This window comes from Nocardia concava NBRC 100430 (assembly GCF_000308815.1).
In the GTDB taxonomy this organism is placed as follows: Bacteria; Actinomycetota; Actinomycetes; order Mycobacteriales; family Mycobacteriaceae; genus Nocardia; species Nocardia concava.
The window spans coordinates 38,401-55,425 of the sequence record NZ_BAFX01000003.1; the positions used below are offsets into that span (position 1 = coordinate 38,401).

Annotated in this window: 15 protein-coding genes; 7 read left to right on the top strand and 8 right to left on the bottom strand. The window is 67.3% G+C overall.

Annotation, left to right across the window (positions count from 1 at the left end; genetic code table 11):
• Positions 1-23: 23 nt before the first annotated feature.
• The gene (locus ON43_RS00755) at positions 24-437 is read right to left on the bottom strand and encodes a MarR family transcriptional regulator (protein WP_051177715.1); all 414 of its coding nucleotides are present in this window, start codon (positions 435-437) and stop codon (positions 24-26) included.
• A gap of 74 nt (positions 438-511) precedes the next feature.
• On the opposite strand from ON43_RS00755, the gene ON43_RS00760 reads away from it, so the two are divergent.
• Positions 512-1,990, top strand: a complete 1,479-nt coding sequence (locus ON43_RS00760; RefSeq protein WP_040802376.1) for an MFS transporter — start codon at positions 512-514, stop codon at positions 1,988-1,990.
• A 100-nt stretch (positions 1,991-2,090) separates the two neighbouring features.
• On the opposite strand, the gene ON43_RS00765 is transcribed toward ON43_RS00760, so the two are convergent.
• Together ON43_RS00765 and rfbA are read right to left on the bottom strand one after the other, a co-directional pair.
• Positions 2,091-2,657, bottom strand: coding sequence for a dTDP-4-dehydrorhamnose 3,5-epimerase family protein (locus ON43_RS00765; protein ID WP_040802377.1), 567 nt, complete (start codon positions 2,655-2,657; stop codon positions 2,091-2,093).
• A 3-nt stretch (positions 2,658-2,660) separates the two neighbouring features.
• Positions 2,661-3,536 carry a glucose-1-phosphate thymidylyltransferase RfbA gene (rfbA, locus tag ON43_RS00770; RefSeq protein WP_040802378.1) on the bottom strand — a complete coding sequence of 292 codons (876 nt, stop codon included), beginning with the start codon at positions 3,534-3,536 and terminating at the stop codon, positions 2,661-2,663.
• 246 nt (positions 3,537-3,782) lie between these two features.
• Here rfbA and ON43_RS00775 point away from each other — a divergent pair, with 246 nt between their 5' ends.
• The gene (locus ON43_RS00775) at positions 3,783-4,760 is read left to right on the top strand and encodes an alpha/beta hydrolase (protein ID WP_040802379.1); all 978 of its coding nucleotides are present in this window, start codon (positions 3,783-3,785) and stop codon (positions 4,758-4,760) included.
• Positions 4,761-4,830: 70 nt separating this feature from the next.
• Here ON43_RS00775 and ON43_RS00780 read toward each other — a convergent pair whose 3' ends face one another.
• Positions 4,831-5,574 (bottom strand): DUF8020 domain-containing protein, encoded by a 744-nt coding sequence (locus tag ON43_RS00780; RefSeq protein WP_040802380.1) that lies wholly within the window; start codon positions 5,572-5,574, stop codon positions 4,831-4,833.
• Positions 5,575-6,008: 434 nt separating this feature from the next.
• Here ON43_RS00780 and rfbB point away from each other — a divergent pair, with 434 nt between their 5' ends.
• Positions 6,009-7,013: a dTDP-glucose 4,6-dehydratase gene (gene rfbB / locus ON43_RS00785; protein ID WP_040802381.1), complete on the top strand. Its 1,005-nt coding sequence runs from the start codon at positions 6,009-6,011 to the stop codon at positions 7,011-7,013.
• A 3-nt stretch (positions 7,014-7,016) separates the two neighbouring features.
• On the opposite strand, the gene ON43_RS00790 is transcribed toward rfbB, so the two are convergent.
• Both ON43_RS00790 and ON43_RS00795 read right to left on the bottom strand, forming a co-directional pair.
• Entirely contained in the window at positions 7,017-8,591 is a 1,575-nt protein-coding gene (locus ON43_RS00790) for a DUF2142 domain-containing protein (RefSeq protein ID WP_245568423.1), read from the bottom strand.
• A gap of 50 nt (positions 8,592-8,641) precedes the next feature.
• Entirely contained in the window at positions 8,642-9,601 is a 960-nt protein-coding gene (locus ON43_RS00795; protein ID WP_040802382.1) for a glycosyltransferase, read from the bottom strand.
• Between the two features lie 96 nt (positions 9,602-9,697).
• Here ON43_RS00795 and ON43_RS00800 point away from each other — a divergent pair, with 96 nt between their 5' ends.
• Positions 9,698-10,201: a GtrA family protein gene (locus tag ON43_RS00800; RefSeq protein ID WP_245568424.1), complete on the top strand. Its 504-nt coding sequence runs from the start codon at positions 9,698-9,700 to the stop codon at positions 10,199-10,201.
• Positions 10,202-10,294: 93 nt separating this feature from the next.
• Positions 10,295-12,211: a glycosyltransferase gene (locus tag ON43_RS00805; RefSeq protein WP_051177719.1), complete on the top strand. Its 1,917-nt coding sequence runs from the start codon at positions 10,295-10,297 to the stop codon at positions 12,209-12,211.
• A 58-nt stretch (positions 12,212-12,269) separates the two neighbouring features.
• Here the strand turns inward: ON43_RS00805 and ON43_RS00810 are convergent, their stop codons facing one another.
• A complete protein-coding gene (locus ON43_RS00810) occupies positions 12,270-13,118 on the bottom strand; it encodes an SDR family NAD(P)-dependent oxidoreductase (protein ID WP_040802384.1) in 849 nt (282 codons plus the stop codon).
• A 74-nt stretch (positions 13,119-13,192) separates the two neighbouring features.
• Complete coding sequence (locus ON43_RS00815) at positions 13,193-14,041, bottom strand: SDR family oxidoreductase (RefSeq protein WP_040802385.1); 849 nt, start codon at positions 14,039-14,041, stop codon at positions 13,193-13,195.
• A 264-nt stretch (positions 14,042-14,305) separates the two neighbouring features.
• Here ON43_RS00815 and ON43_RS00820 point away from each other — a divergent pair, with 264 nt between their 5' ends.
• Positions 14,306-15,490, top strand: coding sequence for a serine hydrolase domain-containing protein (locus tag ON43_RS00820; protein WP_040802386.1), 1,185 nt, complete (start codon positions 14,306-14,308; stop codon positions 15,488-15,490).
• Between the two features lie 11 nt (positions 15,491-15,501).
• The gene (locus ON43_RS00825) at positions 15,502-17,025 is read left to right on the top strand and encodes an alpha/beta fold hydrolase (protein WP_245568425.1); all 1,524 of its coding nucleotides are present in this window, start codon (positions 15,502-15,504) and stop codon (positions 17,023-17,025) included.

The window sequence follows — 17,025 nt, forward strand, 5'->3', positions numbered from 1 at the left end:
CCAAAAGCATGCCGGGATGACGATCAGCCCAGATTCTGGGCGAGCACTTCCCGGTGCGTGGGCGCGGCCTGCTGATGCAGTTCGCGCCCTTTTTCCGTGAGGCACACGAAGATCGCGCGGCGATCCTCGGTACACAGGGAGCGGTCGACGAGCCCGTCGCGCTCGAGCCTGGCCACGGTGCGCGAGAGCGCGCTCTGACTCAGGTAGATGTCATTGGCGAGATCGCTCATCTTGTAGCTGTCGCTACCCGCTTCGACGAGACGGTCGAGGGTTTCGAATTCGCTGAGCCCGATGTGGTGGCGGCCCTGCAGCTCCTTTTCCAGAGCGCACGAGGTCGTCGCGTGCCGGGCCAGCAGATCGCGCCATTCCCCCACCAGCCCAGACGTTTCGAAGGACGTCTTCACGGGCCGGTCGACAGGCGCTGTCGGCTTCGGCATGCGGTCATCCTAGTCCGTTCGACAGAACCATGCAACCGCATTAAATGCTTGTGCATTTGATGCGCGTGCATGTAATGTCGCTTCTCGTGACTTCCACCGAGATCCGCCCCGCAGTGAGCAATGCGGCCGACTCCACCCAGTGGACCGGCCGGCTCTGGGGCATGCTCATCACCCTGTGCATCGTGCTGTTCCTGGACGGCCTCGACGTGTCGATGATCGGCGTCGCGCTGCCGTCCATCGGCACCGAACTCGACATCCAGACCTCGACCCTGCAGTGGCTGGTCAGCGGTTACGTGCTCGGCTACGGCGGCCTGCTGCTGCTGGGCGGCCGCACCGCCGACCTGCTGGGCCGCCGCAAGGTCTTCCTGATCGCCCTGGCCGTCTTCGCATTGGCCTCTCTCGCAGGCGCATTGGTGAGCTCACCGGCCCTGCTCATCCTGACCCGCTTCATCAAGGGCCTGGCCGCCGCGTTCACCGCGCCCACCGGTCTGTCCATCATCACCACGAACTTCGCCGAGGGACCGGCCCGCAACAAGGCGCTGTCCATCTACACCGTCTTCGGCGCCGGCGGCTACTCCATGGGCCTGCTCTTCGGCGGCCTGATGACCGGCCTCGGCTGGCGCTGGACCTTCCTGCTCCCGGTGCCGGTGGCCCTGGCCGCACTGGTCTCCGCGTACTTCCTGGTCCCCAAGGACAAGCCGGCCGAGGAGGGCGGCCACGATCTGCTCGGCGCGCTGCTGTCCACCGCCACCATGCTGCTGCTGGTCTACACCGTGGTCTCCGCGCCGGAAGCCGGCTGGGGTTCGGCCCGCACCATCGGATCGTTCCTCGCGGTGGCGGTGCTGGGCGCGGCGTTCGTCTACACCGAGACCAAGGTCCGCTACCCGCTCGTCCGCCTCGGCATCCTCCGCAAGCCCAGTCTGGTCCGGGCCAGCCTGGCCATCATCGCGGTCGCCGGTTCGTACTTCAGCTGGCAGTTCATCACCACGCTGTACCTGCAGGACACCCTGGGCTGGTCGCCGCTGAAGCTGTCCATGGCGCTGCTGCCGGTGGGTCTGCTGGTGGTCGCCTCGGCCTTCGTCTCCGACAAGCTCGTGGACCGCTTCGGCACCGGCCCGATCATCGCGATCACCATGGTGGTCATGGCCGTCGGCTACTTGCTGTACCTGCGCATCGACACCGCCCCGGCCTACCTGACCGTGCTGCTGCCCGCGGTGCTGCTGGTCGGCATCGGCTGGGTCGGCTTCCCGGCCATCAATATTCAGGCCACCAGCGGTATCGAGGATGACGAGCAGGGCCTGGCGGCCGGTGTGCTGCAGACCGCCATGCAGGTCGGCGCGGCCATCGTGCTCGCGGTGACCACCGCCATCGTCACCTCCAGCGTGCCGAGCCACCCGACTCCGCAGACCATGCTCGACACCTACCGTCCCGGCCTGGAATTCGCCGCCGGCGTGTCGATTGTCGGAGCCCTGGTCGCCCTCACCGTGTTCCTCCCCAAGCTGCGGACCCGCCGCCAGGAGGTTCGCGAGCCGGAGGTCGAACTGGTCGGCTGAGAACCCACCGGCCGGGCCTGCCGCTCACACGGGCCCGGCCGGTTTCCGAAAGACGCTGAGGCGCACCGCGGATCGCGGTGCGCCTCAGTTGTTCACGGGATCAGCGCGGCAGCTTCAGATCCGCCAGGCGCGGGGCCGCGGCGTCCTTCTCCGAGCGGATGAAGGTGAGCGGTTCACCATTGCGGCCGACGGTCGGCCACTCGATGGCCAGGTCCGGATCGAAAGCGTCCAGATCCCGGTCGAATTCGGGCGAGTACTCCAGCGAGCACAGATAGTTGACGGTCGAATCGTCCTCGAGCGACAGCAGCGCGTGGCCCAGGCCCTCGGCCAGATACACCGCCTTGCGCTCCACATCGTCGATGACGACCGCGTCCCACTTCCCGAAGGTCGGGGAGTCGCGGCGCAGATCCACCACCACGTCCAGGAAGGCCCCGCGCACGCAGGTCACGTATTTGGCCTGGCCGGGCGGGTTCTCGGTGTAGTGGACGCCGCGCAGCACGCCCGCCGCCGAGGTGGAGATATTGACCTGCAGCAGGTCGAAGGGCCGCCCGACGGCCTTCTCGAACTCCGAGGCCTTGAACGACTCGTAGAAGACGCCGCGGTCGTCTCCGCGCAGCACGGGGGTGAACTCCCACGCGCCGGGCACCGACAGTTCCCGAATCCGCATGCCCTACTCCCAGGTTCGGCCGTGGTCGAGCAGACCCAGCAGGTAGTTGCCGTAACCCGAGCGCACCAGCGGTTCGGCCAGCCGGGTGAGTTGATCGTCGTCGATGAAGCCGAGCCGCCAGGCCACCTCTTCGGGCACACCGATCTTGAGGCCCTGCCGCTCCTCGATGGTGCGCACGTAATTGGCGGCGTCCAGCAGGGAGTCGAAGGTGCCGGTATCGAGCCAGGCGGTACCGCGGGCCAGCACCTGTACGTGCAAGCGGCCGTGCTCCAGATAGGCGCGGTTGATATCGGTGATCTCGTATTCGCCGCGGTCGGAGGGCTTCAGATCGCGGGCGATGGCGAGCACGTCGTTGTCGTAGAAGTACAGCCCGGGAATCGCGTAGTTGGAGCGCGGCTTGGCGGGCTTCTCCTCGATGGAAATGGCCCGGCCGTCGGCGAATTCGACCACGCCGTAGGCGGTCGGATCGGAGACGCGGTAGGCGAAGACCGCGCCGCCGTCGAGATCGTGGAAGTTCTGCAGCCCCGTGCCCAGGCCCGGGCCGTGGAAGATATTGTCGCCCAGCACCAGTGCCGCGCTGTCGGTGCCGATGTGATCGGCCCCCAGCACGAAGGCGCGGGCCAGCCCGTCCGGTTCCGGCTGCACCACATAGGAGATGGAGACGCCGAACTGGCTGCCGTCGCCGAGCAGCCGGGCGAAGGCGTCGCTGTCCTCGGGGGTGGTGATCACCAGGATGTCCCGGATCCCCGCCAGCATGAGGGTGGACAGGGGGTAGTACACCATCGGTTTGTCGTACACCGGGACCAGCTGTTTGCTCACCCCGCGCGTGATCGGGTGCAACCGCGATCCGGTGCCCCCGGCCAGGATGATTCCGCGCATGTCACGAGAGTCTGCCAGTTCGATCGCGGAGCGCGGCGGTCAGGTTCCGAGTGGACCTCGAATCGATCACGCCTGTTTACCGGTGGACCGATCTGGCGATTTCTGTTGCGTAGGTCACGTTCTCATGGTGTTCTGAAATGACGCTATGTGAGATGTCAGCGCCGACTCTCGCGCGCCGGGTGCCGAACCGCGTTTCGAATGCTCCGGACGAACGGTTCGGCGCGCCAACAACGAGGTAGGTGCGCGATGACTCACGACACGCCCGTCCAGAACCCCGACCGGACCAGCGCCGCCGCGCGCAGCCTGACAGTCTTCTCCCGCACCGTGATCCGGCCCGCCGGTGACCGGGCGACGGTCACGGTGGGCTCCATGCCGGTGGTCAACGCCGTCATCAACAGCCTCGCCAAACTGCGCCCGATGCCGCGCGGCGTGGAACGGGAGGAAGTGCGGCTCAAGGGCTTCCGCATCGAGATCGTGCGCCCCGCCGGCGCGAGCAAGTCACTGCGCGACGGCGCGGTGCTCTACATGCACGGCGGCGGCTTCTTCCTGTGCGGGCTCGACACCCACCGCCCGGTCGTCGCCGCCCTGGCCCGGCGCACCGGACTGCCGGTGGTGAGCGTGGAATACCGGCAGCTGCCGAAGACCGATATCAACGGATCCGTCGACGACTGCCTGACCGCCTACAAATGGCTACTGGCACATGGTGTTCCGGCCTCGCGCGTGGTGTTCGCCGGTGACTCCGCGGGCGGCTACATGACCTTCGCCACCGCCCTGCGCGCCCGCGACAACGGCCTCCCCGTCCCCGCCGGGCTGGTCGGGCTGAGTCCCGCGCTCGATCTGGACTGCGCCGAGAAGCGGGCCCACCCCAACTACCGTCGGGACGCCCTGATTCCCTTGTCCGCCTTGGAATCCGTGGTGAAGCTCGGCGCGGAGGTCGACGGCCGACTGGATCCGCTGATGTCGCCGGTCAACCATGTGCTCGCCGGTCTGCCGCCCGCCCTGCTGATCATCGCCGAACACGAGGTGCTGCGCCGCGACAGCGAGATCATGGCCCAGCGCCTGGCCCAGTCGGGCGTACCCGCCACCCTCGAGATCTGGCGCGGGCAGGTGCATGCGTTCCCGGCGATCTTCCCGAACATGCCGGAGAGCCGCGCGGCGCTGGCTCACGTGGCCCGGTTCGTTCGCGAGCGGCTGGAGGCGGCGCAGATCGCGCGGACGGCGTAATCCGTTCCGGTACAAAGCGAAACCCCCGCCCGGATGATCCGGGCGGGGGTTTCGACGTACAGCGCGCTGTTTACTTGGCCGGAGCCGGAGCGATGTGCGGCTGGTTGATGGTGATGAAGTACTGGATCGTCGCGGCGATGGCGACCGGGGCGGTCACGAACAGCTGGCCGGCAAGGGTGCCGATGAAGCCGACGGCGCCCGCGCCGATGAGGCAGCCCGCGCCCGCGGCGCCCAGCAGCGGCACGAACATGGCGGCCAGGATGCCCGCCGAGCCGATGGTGATCAGCGAGGCGCCGACGGTGCCACCGACCAAGCAGCCGAGGGCAGCGCCACCGAGGCCGCCGACCAGGGTGCCGACGGTGGCGCCCAGGGCGATGGTGTCCTTCATGCGGTTCCAGGCGGCCTGCTCACGGTCGTAATCCGACTTCCAGGGAGCCTGGTCCTCGTACGGCAGCGCGACGTCCTTGACATCGGACGGGGTGTAGACCGCGTGCTCCATGTCCATCTGCGGGGTCAGGGTCGCGGTGTGACCCGAGATCTCCGCGGCGATCGGGAAGGTGAAGTCGTCCACCTGCATCTTCAGCGGGATACCCGCGACGATGTTGCCGTTGGCGGCCTTGATCTCGAAGTTGCCGTTCTCGACGACCATGGAGCCGGCATCCGTGCGGATGACGGTGTTGGTCTCGTTGTTCGTGGCGGTGTAGTTGATCGGCGCGTCTGCATCGGCGGTGGGGGCCGCGTTCACGGTGCCGGCGGTGACGGCCAGAGCGGCGGTCACCAGTGCCGCGGTGGCGGCGAACTTCCTCATCAGCATTGCTTGAAACCTCATCGAAGAGCTCGGGGGGACAACACGAATCGAAATGGAGAACAGCTAACGAGCGGTGAACCCATCGTGACCGTCCGTTCAAATTTTGTTCACCATCCCGGTCGTGCGGTTTGCAAGCTAGGGGAAATCCGCTGCGTAGTAAAGGTTTTGGCGCAGATATATGAACCCTGCCGCCGTCACTTGTGCGCCATTGTGTGATGAAGGTCACACTGAATGCAGGGAAAGTCGTGACCATTTGCGAGTGAATGTCGCGGTAAGGCCACAAAATTCCGACATTTGGACCGAGCGTCCGCCTTTCAATTAAGTACGTATGTTTCAGCCGCGTGTCCGATTCCGCGCACAACAACGGCCTCGGTGGTGTAGAGAAGGCAACTTCGCCGACCCTGCGTCGGTGCCCGGCCCGGCCCACGTAGGGTTTGCGTGTGCGACTGCTCGTAACCGGCGGTGCCGGATTCATCGGCTCGAACTTCGTGCACCAGACCGTGACTTCGCGTCCGGGTGTGCAAGTGACCGTGCTGGACAAACTCACCTATGCGGGCAACCGCGCCTCGCTCGACCCGGTCGCGGACCGAATCGAGTTCGTGCACGGCGACATCGCCGACACCGCACTGGTGGACCGCCTGGTCGGCGGGGTGGACGCGGTCGTGCATTTCGCCGCCGAATCACACAACGACAATTCGCTGGCCGACCCGTGGCCCTTTGTCCAGACCAATATTGTCGGCACATACTCGCTGCTCCAGGCGGTGCGCCGCCATCAGGTGCGCTACCACCACATCTCCACCGACGAGGTGTACGGCGACCTGGAACTGGACGCGCCCAAGGCATTCGACGAGAGCACGCCCTACAACCCGTCGAGTCCCTATTCGGCCAGCAAGGCCTCCAGTGACATGTTGGTCCGCGCCTGGGTGCGCTCATTCGGGGTGCGGGCCACAATCTCCAACTGCTCCAACAACTACGGCCCCTACCAGCATGTGGAGAAGTTCATTCCGCGGCAGATCACCAATCTGATCGACGGGGTGCGGCCGCGGCTCTACGGCAGCGGACATCAGGTGCGCGATTGGATCCATGTGGACGACCACAACAGCGCGGTGTGGGAAATCCTGGAGCGCGGTCGAATTGGTCAGACGTATCTGATCGGCGCGGACGGTGAGCGCGACAACAAGTCGGTGATCGAGCTGATTCTGGAGGCGTTCGGCCGCGCCCCCGACGATTTCGACCACGTCACCGATCGTCCGGGCCACGATCTGCGCTATGCCATCGATCCCTCGCTGCTGCGCACCGAACTCGGCTGGGAACCGCGTTATCGCGATTTCCGCCGCGGCCTCGAGGCCACCATCGATTGGTACCGCGACAATGAATCCTGGTGGCGGCCGAAGAAGGCCGCCACCGAATCCGCTTATGCCGCGGCGGGCGAGAAGGTCATCTGACCGTCAGCCCCACACCAGGGTGGAGTATTTGACCACCGCGGCGATCAGCGCGACCGAGGTCGCCGCCACCACGGTGATCGCCGCGCCGCGCACCGGAATCCGGCCGGCGGCATCGGTGAGGCGCAGCGGCATCCACCGCAGCACCACCGCCAATCCCAGCACCGCCAGCGGTACGAAATAGCGGCCCTGCACGCCGTCGATGATGAAATATCCGACCGGCGTGAAGGACATGTACAGCGTCACGTAGATCATGGCCACGCTGGCGGCCACGGTCGCCAGCACCAGCCAGGTGCTCAGCCGGTTCGCGCCGCGCGGCGAGAAGCGTTCGGCCGTACCGATACTCACGGTGAATGCCAGCAGGCCGGCCAGGATGGTGAGGGCGGGCACCTCCACGTAGGAGAAGCCGAGCTCGCCGAAGAACTGGACGAACCAGTGCTGGTCGCGGCGGGCGATGCTGTCGCCGAACACGCGCACGAAATGCACCGGATCGGTGAGGATGCCGTGCAGCTGATCGCCCGGACGCACACTGCCCCAATCCTTCCGGGGCCGCATCAGGCTCATACCGTCACCGGTCGGGGCGGCGATCTTCATCCACAGCGCGAACGACACCGCGCCGATGCCCGCGGCCGCCCACGGCAGCACGCGCTGCCAGGGCGCGACGCGTGCGCGTCCCTCGGTGCCCTCGGCGGCGCCGAATCCGAAGCGGCGCGCCGGAATCAGCACGATCAGCATGGCGATCAGCACGTAGGTCGGCTTGCAGACGGGCAGCAGGATGGTGGTGGCCAGCGCGGCCACGGTCTCCGGCTTGGACAGCCGCTGACCGAGGAACAGGCCCTTCACCACCAGCGCCGACAGCAGCAGCGCGAGCGCGTTGGTGACGGTGTCGGCGGTGACGGTCCCGGCCTGGAACAGCGCGATCGGCAGCACCGCCACGGTGAAGGCCAGCCACTGCACCCGGTGCCCGCGCAGCACGCGCAGCGCGAAGCCGACGATCACCAGGTAGGCCAGCAGTCCGGCCCAGCGGGTGGCCAGCACCATGCCGCCGACATTCAGGTCGAGGGCCTCGGCGAGGCGAATGCCCGCGGCGGGCGGCAGGTACGGAATCGGGGAGTAGGCGGCGGTATTGGTGAACCACACCTGCTTGGTCTGGTCGGATACCGCCAGGCCGCCCAGCATGTCGTAGGCGTGCGGGTCCTCGACCATGGGTTCCGGCTCATCCGGATTGTCCTGGTAGTCGTGGAAGGCGTAGCTCATCAGCGCGTCGATGCTGACCGGCACGTCGCCGCCCCACGCGGGCCCGCGATCGTCGTGGATCTTCTCCGGCAGGAAGCCGCCGTGCGCGACCTGATAGGCCCGGCCGAACTGGGTGATCTCGTCGTGGCCCCAGAACGGCGGCGTCAGCACCGACCACACCGCGCCGAAGATGCCCGCGACCAGCATGAAAACCAGTGCGGCCGAACCGAATCGCCGTTCCACGCCGATCACCGCGCGCCGCAGTCCGGCTTTGCGCTCGGGCTCGGGCGCCGGGATCTTCTCCGGCGCGGCGATATCCGGTTTCTCGTTCGCTTCGGTAACCACGGTGTCCGATTCTGCTTTGCCGTTGGGGTTCTGTCCGGCAAGCCCCACGGTCATCGCGTCGAACCGGCCGCGTCGCCCTCGCCGACCGCGGAGTAACGCAGGTACATCAGCCGGGCCGCCTCGTGCCGGGAGCGGCGGATGCCGTCCAGGATCAGGCCGGCGGTCCACGCCAGGCTGCCGAGCAGCAGCAGCGTGAAGCCGAGGAATAACGTCGGGAAGCGCGGGACGGTGTGGGTCTGATAGAACTCGACCACTATCGGCGTGATCAGGATGACCGATACCAGCCAGGCCAGCGTGCCGAACAGGCCGTAGAAGGCGACCGGCCGCTCGTGCCGGGCCAGGCCGATGATCAGGCGCAGGATCTTGAAGCCGTCGCTGTAGGTGCGCAGCTTGGATTCGCTGCCCGCGGGCCGATCCCGGAAACCGACCGGCACCGACGTCTGCGGGACGCCCAGGTGCTGCGAGTGCACGGTCAGCTCGGTCTCGATCTCGAACTCCCGCGACACCGCCGGGAAGGACTTCACGAAACGCCGCGAGAAGACCCGGTAGCCACTGAGCATGTCCTCGACGTTCTCGCCGAAGACCTTGCCCACCACGCCGTTGAGCACCTTGTTGCCGGTCTCGTGGCCCGCGCGGTACGCCGACCCGGCCTCGACCTCGCGGCGCACGCCCAGCACGTGGTCGTAGGGACCCTCGAGCAGGGTCCGGATCATCTCGGGGGCCGCGGCCGCGTCGTAGGTGTCGTCGCCGTCGACCATGAGGTAGACATCGGCCTCGATATCGGCGAAGGCGCGGCGCACCACATTGCCCTTGCCCTTGCGGTTCTCGGTGCGCACGATCGCTCCGGCCGCGCGCGCCTTCTCGGCCGTGGCATCGGTGCTCAGGTTGTCGTAGACGTAGACGACAATGCCCGGGACGGCGGCCTGGAGGTCGGTGACGACCTTCGCGACGGCGGCCTCTTCGTTGTGGCACGGCACAATGGCGGCAATACGAAGCTCGGTGGAGTCCACCCGGTCAATCCTCTGATCGGAGGCGAATATGAACACCGGGAGGGTACCCGACCTTCACGGGTATATGGGTGCGGCGGGTTGGGGTACCGTCGGCCGGTGTCTGCGAACGAGTCCACGGCGGTGAACGAATCCGCGCCGAATGCGTCTTTGACCGGCAAGATCAGGGCTCTGCTGCAGCGTGGCGGCGCGTTCCTGGTGGTCGGCGCGATCGGGTTCGTCGTGGACGCGGGCACCTACAACCTGCTGGTCTTCCTGGGCGGTGAGGGCCCGCTGTTCCACCGGCCGCTGCTGGCCAAGATCATCTCGATCGGCGTGGCCACCGTGGTCACCTATTTCGGCAACAAGTGGTGGACCTACTCCGACCACGACGGCGAGACCGGGGCCCGGCACATCCTGATCTACGCGGCGCTGAATGTGATGGCCATCGGGCTGCAGCTGGGGTGCCTCGGATTCTCTCGTTATGTACTCGGACTGGACAGTCCCTTGGCGGACAACGTTTCCGGCACGCTCATCGGTCAGGCGGTGGCCATGGGCTTCCGATTCTGGGCGTACGGGAAATTCGTCTTCACCAATGCGGCCTCGGGAACGAATAACGCCTGACACTGATATTGTCGGGCCGCCGAGCGTGACAGTGGCGGTGCGACCACGTCGGATGAGCCGGTGTCTAAGTATTCAAAGGATGTCGAGGGATTCATGGATGCGTCGGCTGGGCAGGCCGTGACCGAAACCGAGGACCGCAAGAGCGCTGAGTCGAAGGCGATCGAGAACGCGGAAGCGCCCGCGACCCTGCGCGCGGAACATGCCGCGCCGGAACGGCTGGTGCTGGCGCGCGGCATCTTCACCGGACCCGCGCCGAAGATCAGTGACGATCTGTACGCGGTGGCCAAGGGCAAGGTCACCCGGGAACGGCAGACCCTGCGCCTGGAGAAGGGCGCGTCGGTCCACACCAACACCTACTTCGGCCGCTTCGCCGCCGCCTACTGGCAGCGCTGGACCAGCGTCACCGAGGTCGAGGTGGGCATGACCCTCGAGGTGGCCGGCAAGGTGCGGATCCGGCTGGCGGCCTCCGATATCGCGGGGCATCGCCGGGTGGTCGACACCGCCGTGGTGAAGGAGACCGGCCGGGTGGTGCTGCGCGCGCCGCTGGACATGTACGTCGACGGCGGGGCGATCTGGCTCGAGATCGAGGCGCTGGGCGGCGAGGCCGTGGTCAGCGATCTGGCGTGGACCGCGGCCGCACCCGAGCAGGTGCGCCCGGTGGCCATCGCCATCTGCACCTTCAACCGGGCCCAGGATTGCGCGAATACCGTTGCGGCCCTGGCCTCGGACCCGACGGTGCTGTCGCTCATCGACGCCGTGTACGTCGTCGACCAGGGCACCGATCTGGTGCAGGATCAGGAGCTGTTCACCCGGACGCAGCCGCGCTTCGGTGACAAGCTGCGCTACATCCGGCAGCCGAATCTCGGTGGCGCGGGCGGTTTCACGCGCGGCCTCTACGAGGTGTCCGCGGCCAACGAGCACGCCGACGTCATCCTCATGGACGACGACATCCTGTGCGAGCCCGAAACCGTGTTGCGGCTCAACGCCTTCGCCAACCTGACCGTGGAACCCACCCTGGTGGGCGCGCAGATGCTGTTCCTGTTCAACCCCGACTACCTCAATGTCGGTGCGGAGGAGACGAATCTGGGCAAGCTGCGCCACGGCCAGAAGGTGGCCAAGGCGCTGCGCAACACCTCCATGCTCAAGAAGCACCAGGAACGCCGGGTGGACGCCGGCTACCAGGCCTGGTGGACCTGCCTGATCCCGGCCGAGGTGGTCAAGCGGATCGGGCTGCCGGTGCCGATCTTCTTCCAGTGGGACGACGTCGAATACGGCCTGCGCGCCCGGGAGAACGGTTTCGTCACCGTCACCCTCCCGAACGCCGCGGTGTGGCACGCCGACTTCTACTGGAAGGACTTCGACGACTGGGCGCGCTACTTCTCCTCGCGCAACTCGCTCATCGTGTCCTCCCTGCACCACGATCTGGACCCGAAAGCGGTTACCCGCCAGCTTTTCCGGGAGATCGGCGAGTACCTGGTCGGCATGCAGTACGGCCTGGCGCACACCACCCTGCAGGGCATCGAGGACTACCTGCGCGGCCCGGAGATCCTGCGCGACGGCGGTATCGAGGCGCTGGCCAAGGCCCGCGGCTCGCGCTCGGACTACCCGGAGACCATCAAGCATCCGGCCGCCACGTCCCCGGTTCCCAACGCGCACCTGCACGTTCGCCGGGCGGGCGGGGAGCCCAGCCACCCGCTGCTGGTGCTCTACAAGCGCGCGCTGAACCAGTGGCTCGGCCGGGTCATCCCGGGCCCGGTTGCGGTCACCCGCGAGGACGCCCACTGGTGGCACGTCGGCCTGTTCAACCAGGTGGTCGTCACCGATGCCTCGCAGTCCGGTGTGCGAGTCCGCGTGCGGGACAAGGAAACCGCTCGCAAGCTGCTGCTGCGCGCCTACCGCGTACTGAAGCAGCTGCGCAAGGACCTGCCGAGCCTGCAGCAGCGCTGGCGCGCCGCCATGCCGGAGCTGACCAGCCGCGAGAACTGGGAACGCCTCTACGGAATCGACTAGAGGGCGCGATATTCGCCTGATCATGGCCCGGGACTCCGTGTCCCGGGCCATGTTTCGTTCAGCGGCGTCGCGGCTGATCCGGTCCGCCGTCGTCCTCGGCGGTCCAGCCGATCACCTGTAGGTGCTGCACCAACTGCCCCGCGAAGGCGGGCACGATTGGATCCACGGCCACCGAAACCACGTCCACCGCAGCCGCTTCGGGCGTCTGCGCCTGCGACATGTCGGCGAAATACGGCCGGGAGGCCGCGGTGTCGACCAGCCCCGGGCACACGGCCCCGATGAAGATGCCGCGCCGTTCACCGTCCGTGCGGGCGAAGATCCGCATCGAGGCGACCTGCCCGATCTTGGACGGGTAGTTGATGGAGGCGGGCCACCCGGCATCCCGGTCCTTCCCGGCCTCGACCAGGTCGGCGAAGTCCAGCATGACCCGGTCGATATCCGCGAGATCCTGTGTCTCGGTGTCGAACAGGTGATGCAGGCTCGGGTCCAGATACCGCAGACTGCCGAACGCGCTGGCCACCACGAGGAACCGCCCGCCGGGCCGGACCAGCGGCCCGAATTCGCGAATCATCCGGGTGGTTCCGAGATTGTTGGTGTCGACGAATTCCCGAATCGTCTCCGCGTCGGTGCGTTCCGGGTCGCGCCGGGCCGCCGCGTTCGAGACGACGAGATCGAGTCCGCCGTGCCGCTCCTCGATCAGCCGAGCCGCGGCCGCGACGCTCTCGTCATCGCGAACATCCAGAACCAGCGGCTCCGCACCCGGAATGGCGCTCGCCGCCTCAGCGACCCGCTCGGCGTTGCGTCCGGTGACGTAAACGGTGGACCCGGTCTCCAGCCGCCGCGCCAGCAGCGCCGCCACCGCCCGTCCCAATCCCTGATTCGCGCCTGTGACAAGGGCAATGCTCATGCGAGCGGTCAACCCGAATCGGCGTCACGTATTCCCGTGTCCGCCAATCCGGGTCGACGACGCGATGGTGCGGTTCAGAGGAACAGGTCGGTGGTGAGCTCGCCGTCGCCGGGGACCACGCGGTACTTGTCCAGGTCGGTGATGCCGTGTGCGGCAAGGACATCGTCGTCGATGAAGAAGTTGCCGGTGGTGTCCTTGGCGGGGGAGGTGAGGACCAGGTAGGCCGCGTCGGCGTAGATGTCGGGGGTGCGGGAGGTGGCGATCATTTCCTCGCCGCCCAGCAGGTTCTTGACCGCCGCGGTCGCGATCGTGGTGCGCGGCCACAGCGAGTTCACGCCGATGCCGTACTTGCGCAGTTCCTCGCTCAAACCCAGTGTGGTGAGCGACATTCCGTACTTGGCGATGGTGTAGCCCAGCGCCATGCCCGCCCATTTCGGGTCCAGGTTCAGCGGCGGCGACAGGGTCAGGATGTGCGGGTTGCGCCCGGACTCCGCGGATTCCTTGAGGGCCGGGATGCAGAGCTTGGAGAGCAGGAAGCTGCCGCGGCAGTTGATGTCCTGCATGAGGTCGTACTTCTTCATCGGCAGCAGCTCGGTGGGGGAGATGTCGATGGCCGAGGCATTGTTGACCACCATGTCGATGCCGCCGAAGCGCTCGATGGTCTGCCGCACCGCGTCCGCCACCGCCTCGTCGTCGCGCACATCGCCGAGGTACTTGAGCACGGTGCCGCCCGCCTGCTCCAGTTCGGCCGCCGCGGTGTGGATGGTGCCGGGCAATTTGGGATGTGGCGCATCGGTTTTCGCGATGAGGGTGATGTTGGCGCCGTCGGCCGCCGCCCGCTTGGCGATCTCGAGGCCGATACCGCGGCTCCCGCCCGACATGATCATGGTCCGGCCCGCCAGCTGCTTCGGTGCTTCGGTCATGGCTCCGCTCCCGTTCCGTTGTGGTCGCCCCGAATCCGATCATCCGCGCCCGGATGACCCGGCGGGGCGGAAACTCTCGCATCTCGGACAGTAGGCCAGAAATGCACGCTATGCAACAAGGTGCATAGGGTAGTGCTGGCACTACCTCCGACGCGGTCGCGGACGCCACCACGATTCGGGCGTGCGGGGCATGGGCCGCGCGCTGCCGTCTTCCTAGCCTTGGAAGGGCCGGAGAACCCGGCCTGAACAGGAGGAATGCCTTCCATGAGCGCATTGCGGCGCTATCGTGCGCGGACCGCGGCGGCCGGGATCGGGCTGGCGGCGCTGCTCGTCGTCCAGGGCTGCGCGACCCACGACGTGTCGAACGATCAGCCCGGCGGCGTGGGTCCGCGGCTGACCCGGCTGCTCGACGATCTCGTGCACCGGCACGGATTCCCGGGTGCGCAGGTGACCATCGACGGGCCGGGCGGCCATCGGGTGCTGACCGCCGGGGCGGGCGACACCGCGACCGGTGCGCCGATCGCCGACGGTGATCGGGTCCGAATCGGCAGCAATACCAAGACATTCGTCGCCACGGTGATCATGCAACTGGTGGCCGAGGACAAGATCGATCTGGAGGCGCCGATCGAGCGCTACCTACCGAATGTGGTGCGCGGCAACGGCAATGACGGCAATCGCATCACCGTCCACCAGTTGTTGCAGCACACCAGCGGCGTGCCCGACTATCTCGCGAGCGGCGACCCCGAACTCACCGCGAAACCGGACACTCCGCAGCTGAAGGCCGACCTCGAGGAAATCCGCTGGGCCCATTACGAACCCGCGGACCTGGTGCGCGTCGCCATGGCCATGCCACCGCAATTCGAGCCGGGTACACGATCTGTCTACACGAACACCAACTACATCCTGCTCGGCATGCTGATCGAACAGGTCACCGGCCGATCGGCCGAGGCCGAGATCGGCGCCCGCATCCTGGAGCCGCTGGGCCTGCGCGACACCTACTTTCCGGATGCCCGCGAGACCGGCATCCGCGGCCCGCATCCGCGCGGATATGAAGCCGCCGACGGCAAGCGCATCGATGTCACCGAGCTGGACCCGTCCTGGGGCGATACCGCCGGAGCCATGGTCGCCACCCCGGCGGATCTGAATCGCTTCTTCACCGCCCTGCTGGGCGGCAAGCTGCTGCCCGCCGCCCAGCTCGCACAGATGAAGCAGACGGTCCCGTTCGATCGCGAACCCGGCGCCGGATACGGCCTGGGCCTGATCCGGCACCCCGTCTCCTGCGGTGCGGAGGTGTGGGGACACGGCGGCAGCATCCCCGGATTCGAGACCCGCAATGCCGTGGCCGCCGACGGCACCGCGGTCGTGGTGACCGTCAATCAGCTCCCGTCCGACAAGGCCGGCTCCGATGCGGTGTTCGAGGTCTTCGACACCGCGCTCTGCTCACGATGAGGGGATTGTCCGTGTTCCGAAAGCTGACCCCCGCCCGCGGCGCCCTGACCGCGGTCGCCGTCACCGGGCTGATCGCCGCCGTGGCGTTCACCACGACCGCCGTGTCCGATCACGCGGGCGCGGCCGAACCGCTGGACCGCTACAACCACCAGCAACTCGCCTGGAAGTCCTGTGATGATCCCGGCCTGGACGGCATGGGCGCGCAGTGCGCCGACGTCACCGTGCCGCTGAATTACGCCGAGCCACAGGGCCGCACGATCACCGTCGCCATCTCCCGTATTCCGGCCACCGATCCGGCGCAACGGCGTGGCGTGGTGCTCTCCAACCCGGGCGGACCCGGCGGCGCGGGCCTGGACTACTTCGTCGAGACCAGCAAGGCCATGACTCCCGAGGTGCGGGCCCGCTACGACCTGATCGGCATGGATCCGCGCGGCGTCGGGCGCTCGTCGGCGGTGAACTGCCACTGGCCGCACGGATTCGGGCTGCAGTTCGCCGGACCCGATGCCAAGAGTTTCGCCGAATCCGTCGCCGATCAGGCCGATCTGGCGGCGCGCTGCGTCGCCGCGGAGGGGGATCGCCTGCCGCACTTCACGACTCGTAACACGGCCCGGGACATGGATGTCATCCGCGCGGTGCTGGGCCAGGACAAGATCAGCTATGTCGGCACGTCGTATGGCACCTACCTGGGTGCGGTCTACATGCAGATGTTCCCCGAACGCTCCGACCGCATGGTGCTCGACGGCACCGTGGACCCGCATCGCTACGGTGCGGTCGGCATGGTGCAGGACATGGGCGCGCCCAATGAGGCCGCGCTCGACGCCTGGGCGGCCTGGACCGCGGAGCGCGACGGTGAGTACCACCTCGGCGCGACCGTCGCCGAGGTGCGCGGATCGGTGCAGCGGTTGATCGAACATGCTGCCGCCCAGCCGATCCGGATCGGCGACTTCGAGGTGAACGCCCACATGCTGCCGCTGGTGCTGTACATCGCCTTCGATTCGCCGCACGGCTACGGCCTTGCCGCCCAGCAGATCCGGGAACTGGCGGATGCCGCCGATGGCAAACCGGTGCAGCCGGACCAGGATCTGACGGGCAAGTTGGGCATCATGCTGCGCTCCCAGCCTCGCGACCTGTCACCGCAGATGGCGATCCTGTGCGGCGATGTCGACGCGCCCCGCGACCCCGCCTGGTACTGGCGCAATCTCGAGGCGTCCCGCGCCACCCAGCCGGTCTTCGGCGCGCTGGCCGACAACATCACGCCCTGCGCGTTCTGGGCTCCGCCCATCGAAACACCCACGGCCCTGGCGAATTCGGTGCCGAATCTGATCATCCAGGCCACCGGCGACACCCGCACCAATTACGGCGGCGCACTCGCTATGCACAAGGTGCTCACCGGTTCCCGCATGGTGACACTGCAGGACGTCGCCATCCACTCGATCCTGGGCCGCTACCCGAACACCTGTGTCTACGACGCCTTCAACACCTACCTGGCCGACGGCACCCTGCCCGCCGCGGACGTCACCTGCCGCGACGAGTGA

Bases quoted from the DNA above. Each gene is read 5' to 3' on its own strand.
- ON43_RS00755 (WP_051177715.1), bottom strand. From the start codon at position 437: ATGCCGAAGCCGACAGCGCCTGTCGACCGGCCCGTGAAGACGTCCTTC.
- ON43_RS00760 (WP_040802376.1), top strand. From the start codon at position 512: ATGTCGCTTCTCGTGACTTCCACCGAGATCCGCCCCGCAGTGAGCAAT.
- ON43_RS00765 (WP_040802377.1), bottom strand. From the start codon at position 2,657: ATGCGGATTCGGGAACTGTCGGTGCCCGGCGCGTGGGAGTTCACCCCC.
- rfbA (WP_040802378.1), bottom strand. From the start codon at position 3,536: ATGCGCGGAATCATCCTGGCCGGGGGCACCGGATCGCGGTTGCACCCG.
- ON43_RS00775 (WP_040802379.1), top strand. From the start codon at position 3,783: ATGACTCACGACACGCCCGTCCAGAACCCCGACCGGACCAGCGCCGCC.
- ON43_RS00780 (WP_040802380.1), bottom strand. From the start codon at position 5,574: ATGCTGATGAGGAAGTTCGCCGCCACCGCGGCACTGGTGACCGCCGCT.
- ON43_RS00805 (WP_051177719.1), top strand. From the start codon at position 10,295: ATGGATGCGTCGGCTGGGCAGGCCGTGACCGAAACCGAGGACCGCAAG.
- ON43_RS00810 (WP_040802384.1), bottom strand. From the start codon at position 13,118: ATGAGCATTGCCCTTGTCACAGGCGCGAATCAGGGATTGGGACGGGCG.
- ON43_RS00815 (WP_040802385.1), bottom strand. From the start codon at position 14,041: ATGACCGAAGCACCGAAGCAGCTGGCGGGCCGGACCATGATCATGTCG.
- ON43_RS00820 (WP_040802386.1), top strand. From the start codon at position 14,306: ATGAGCGCATTGCGGCGCTATCGTGCGCGGACCGCGGCGGCCGGGATC.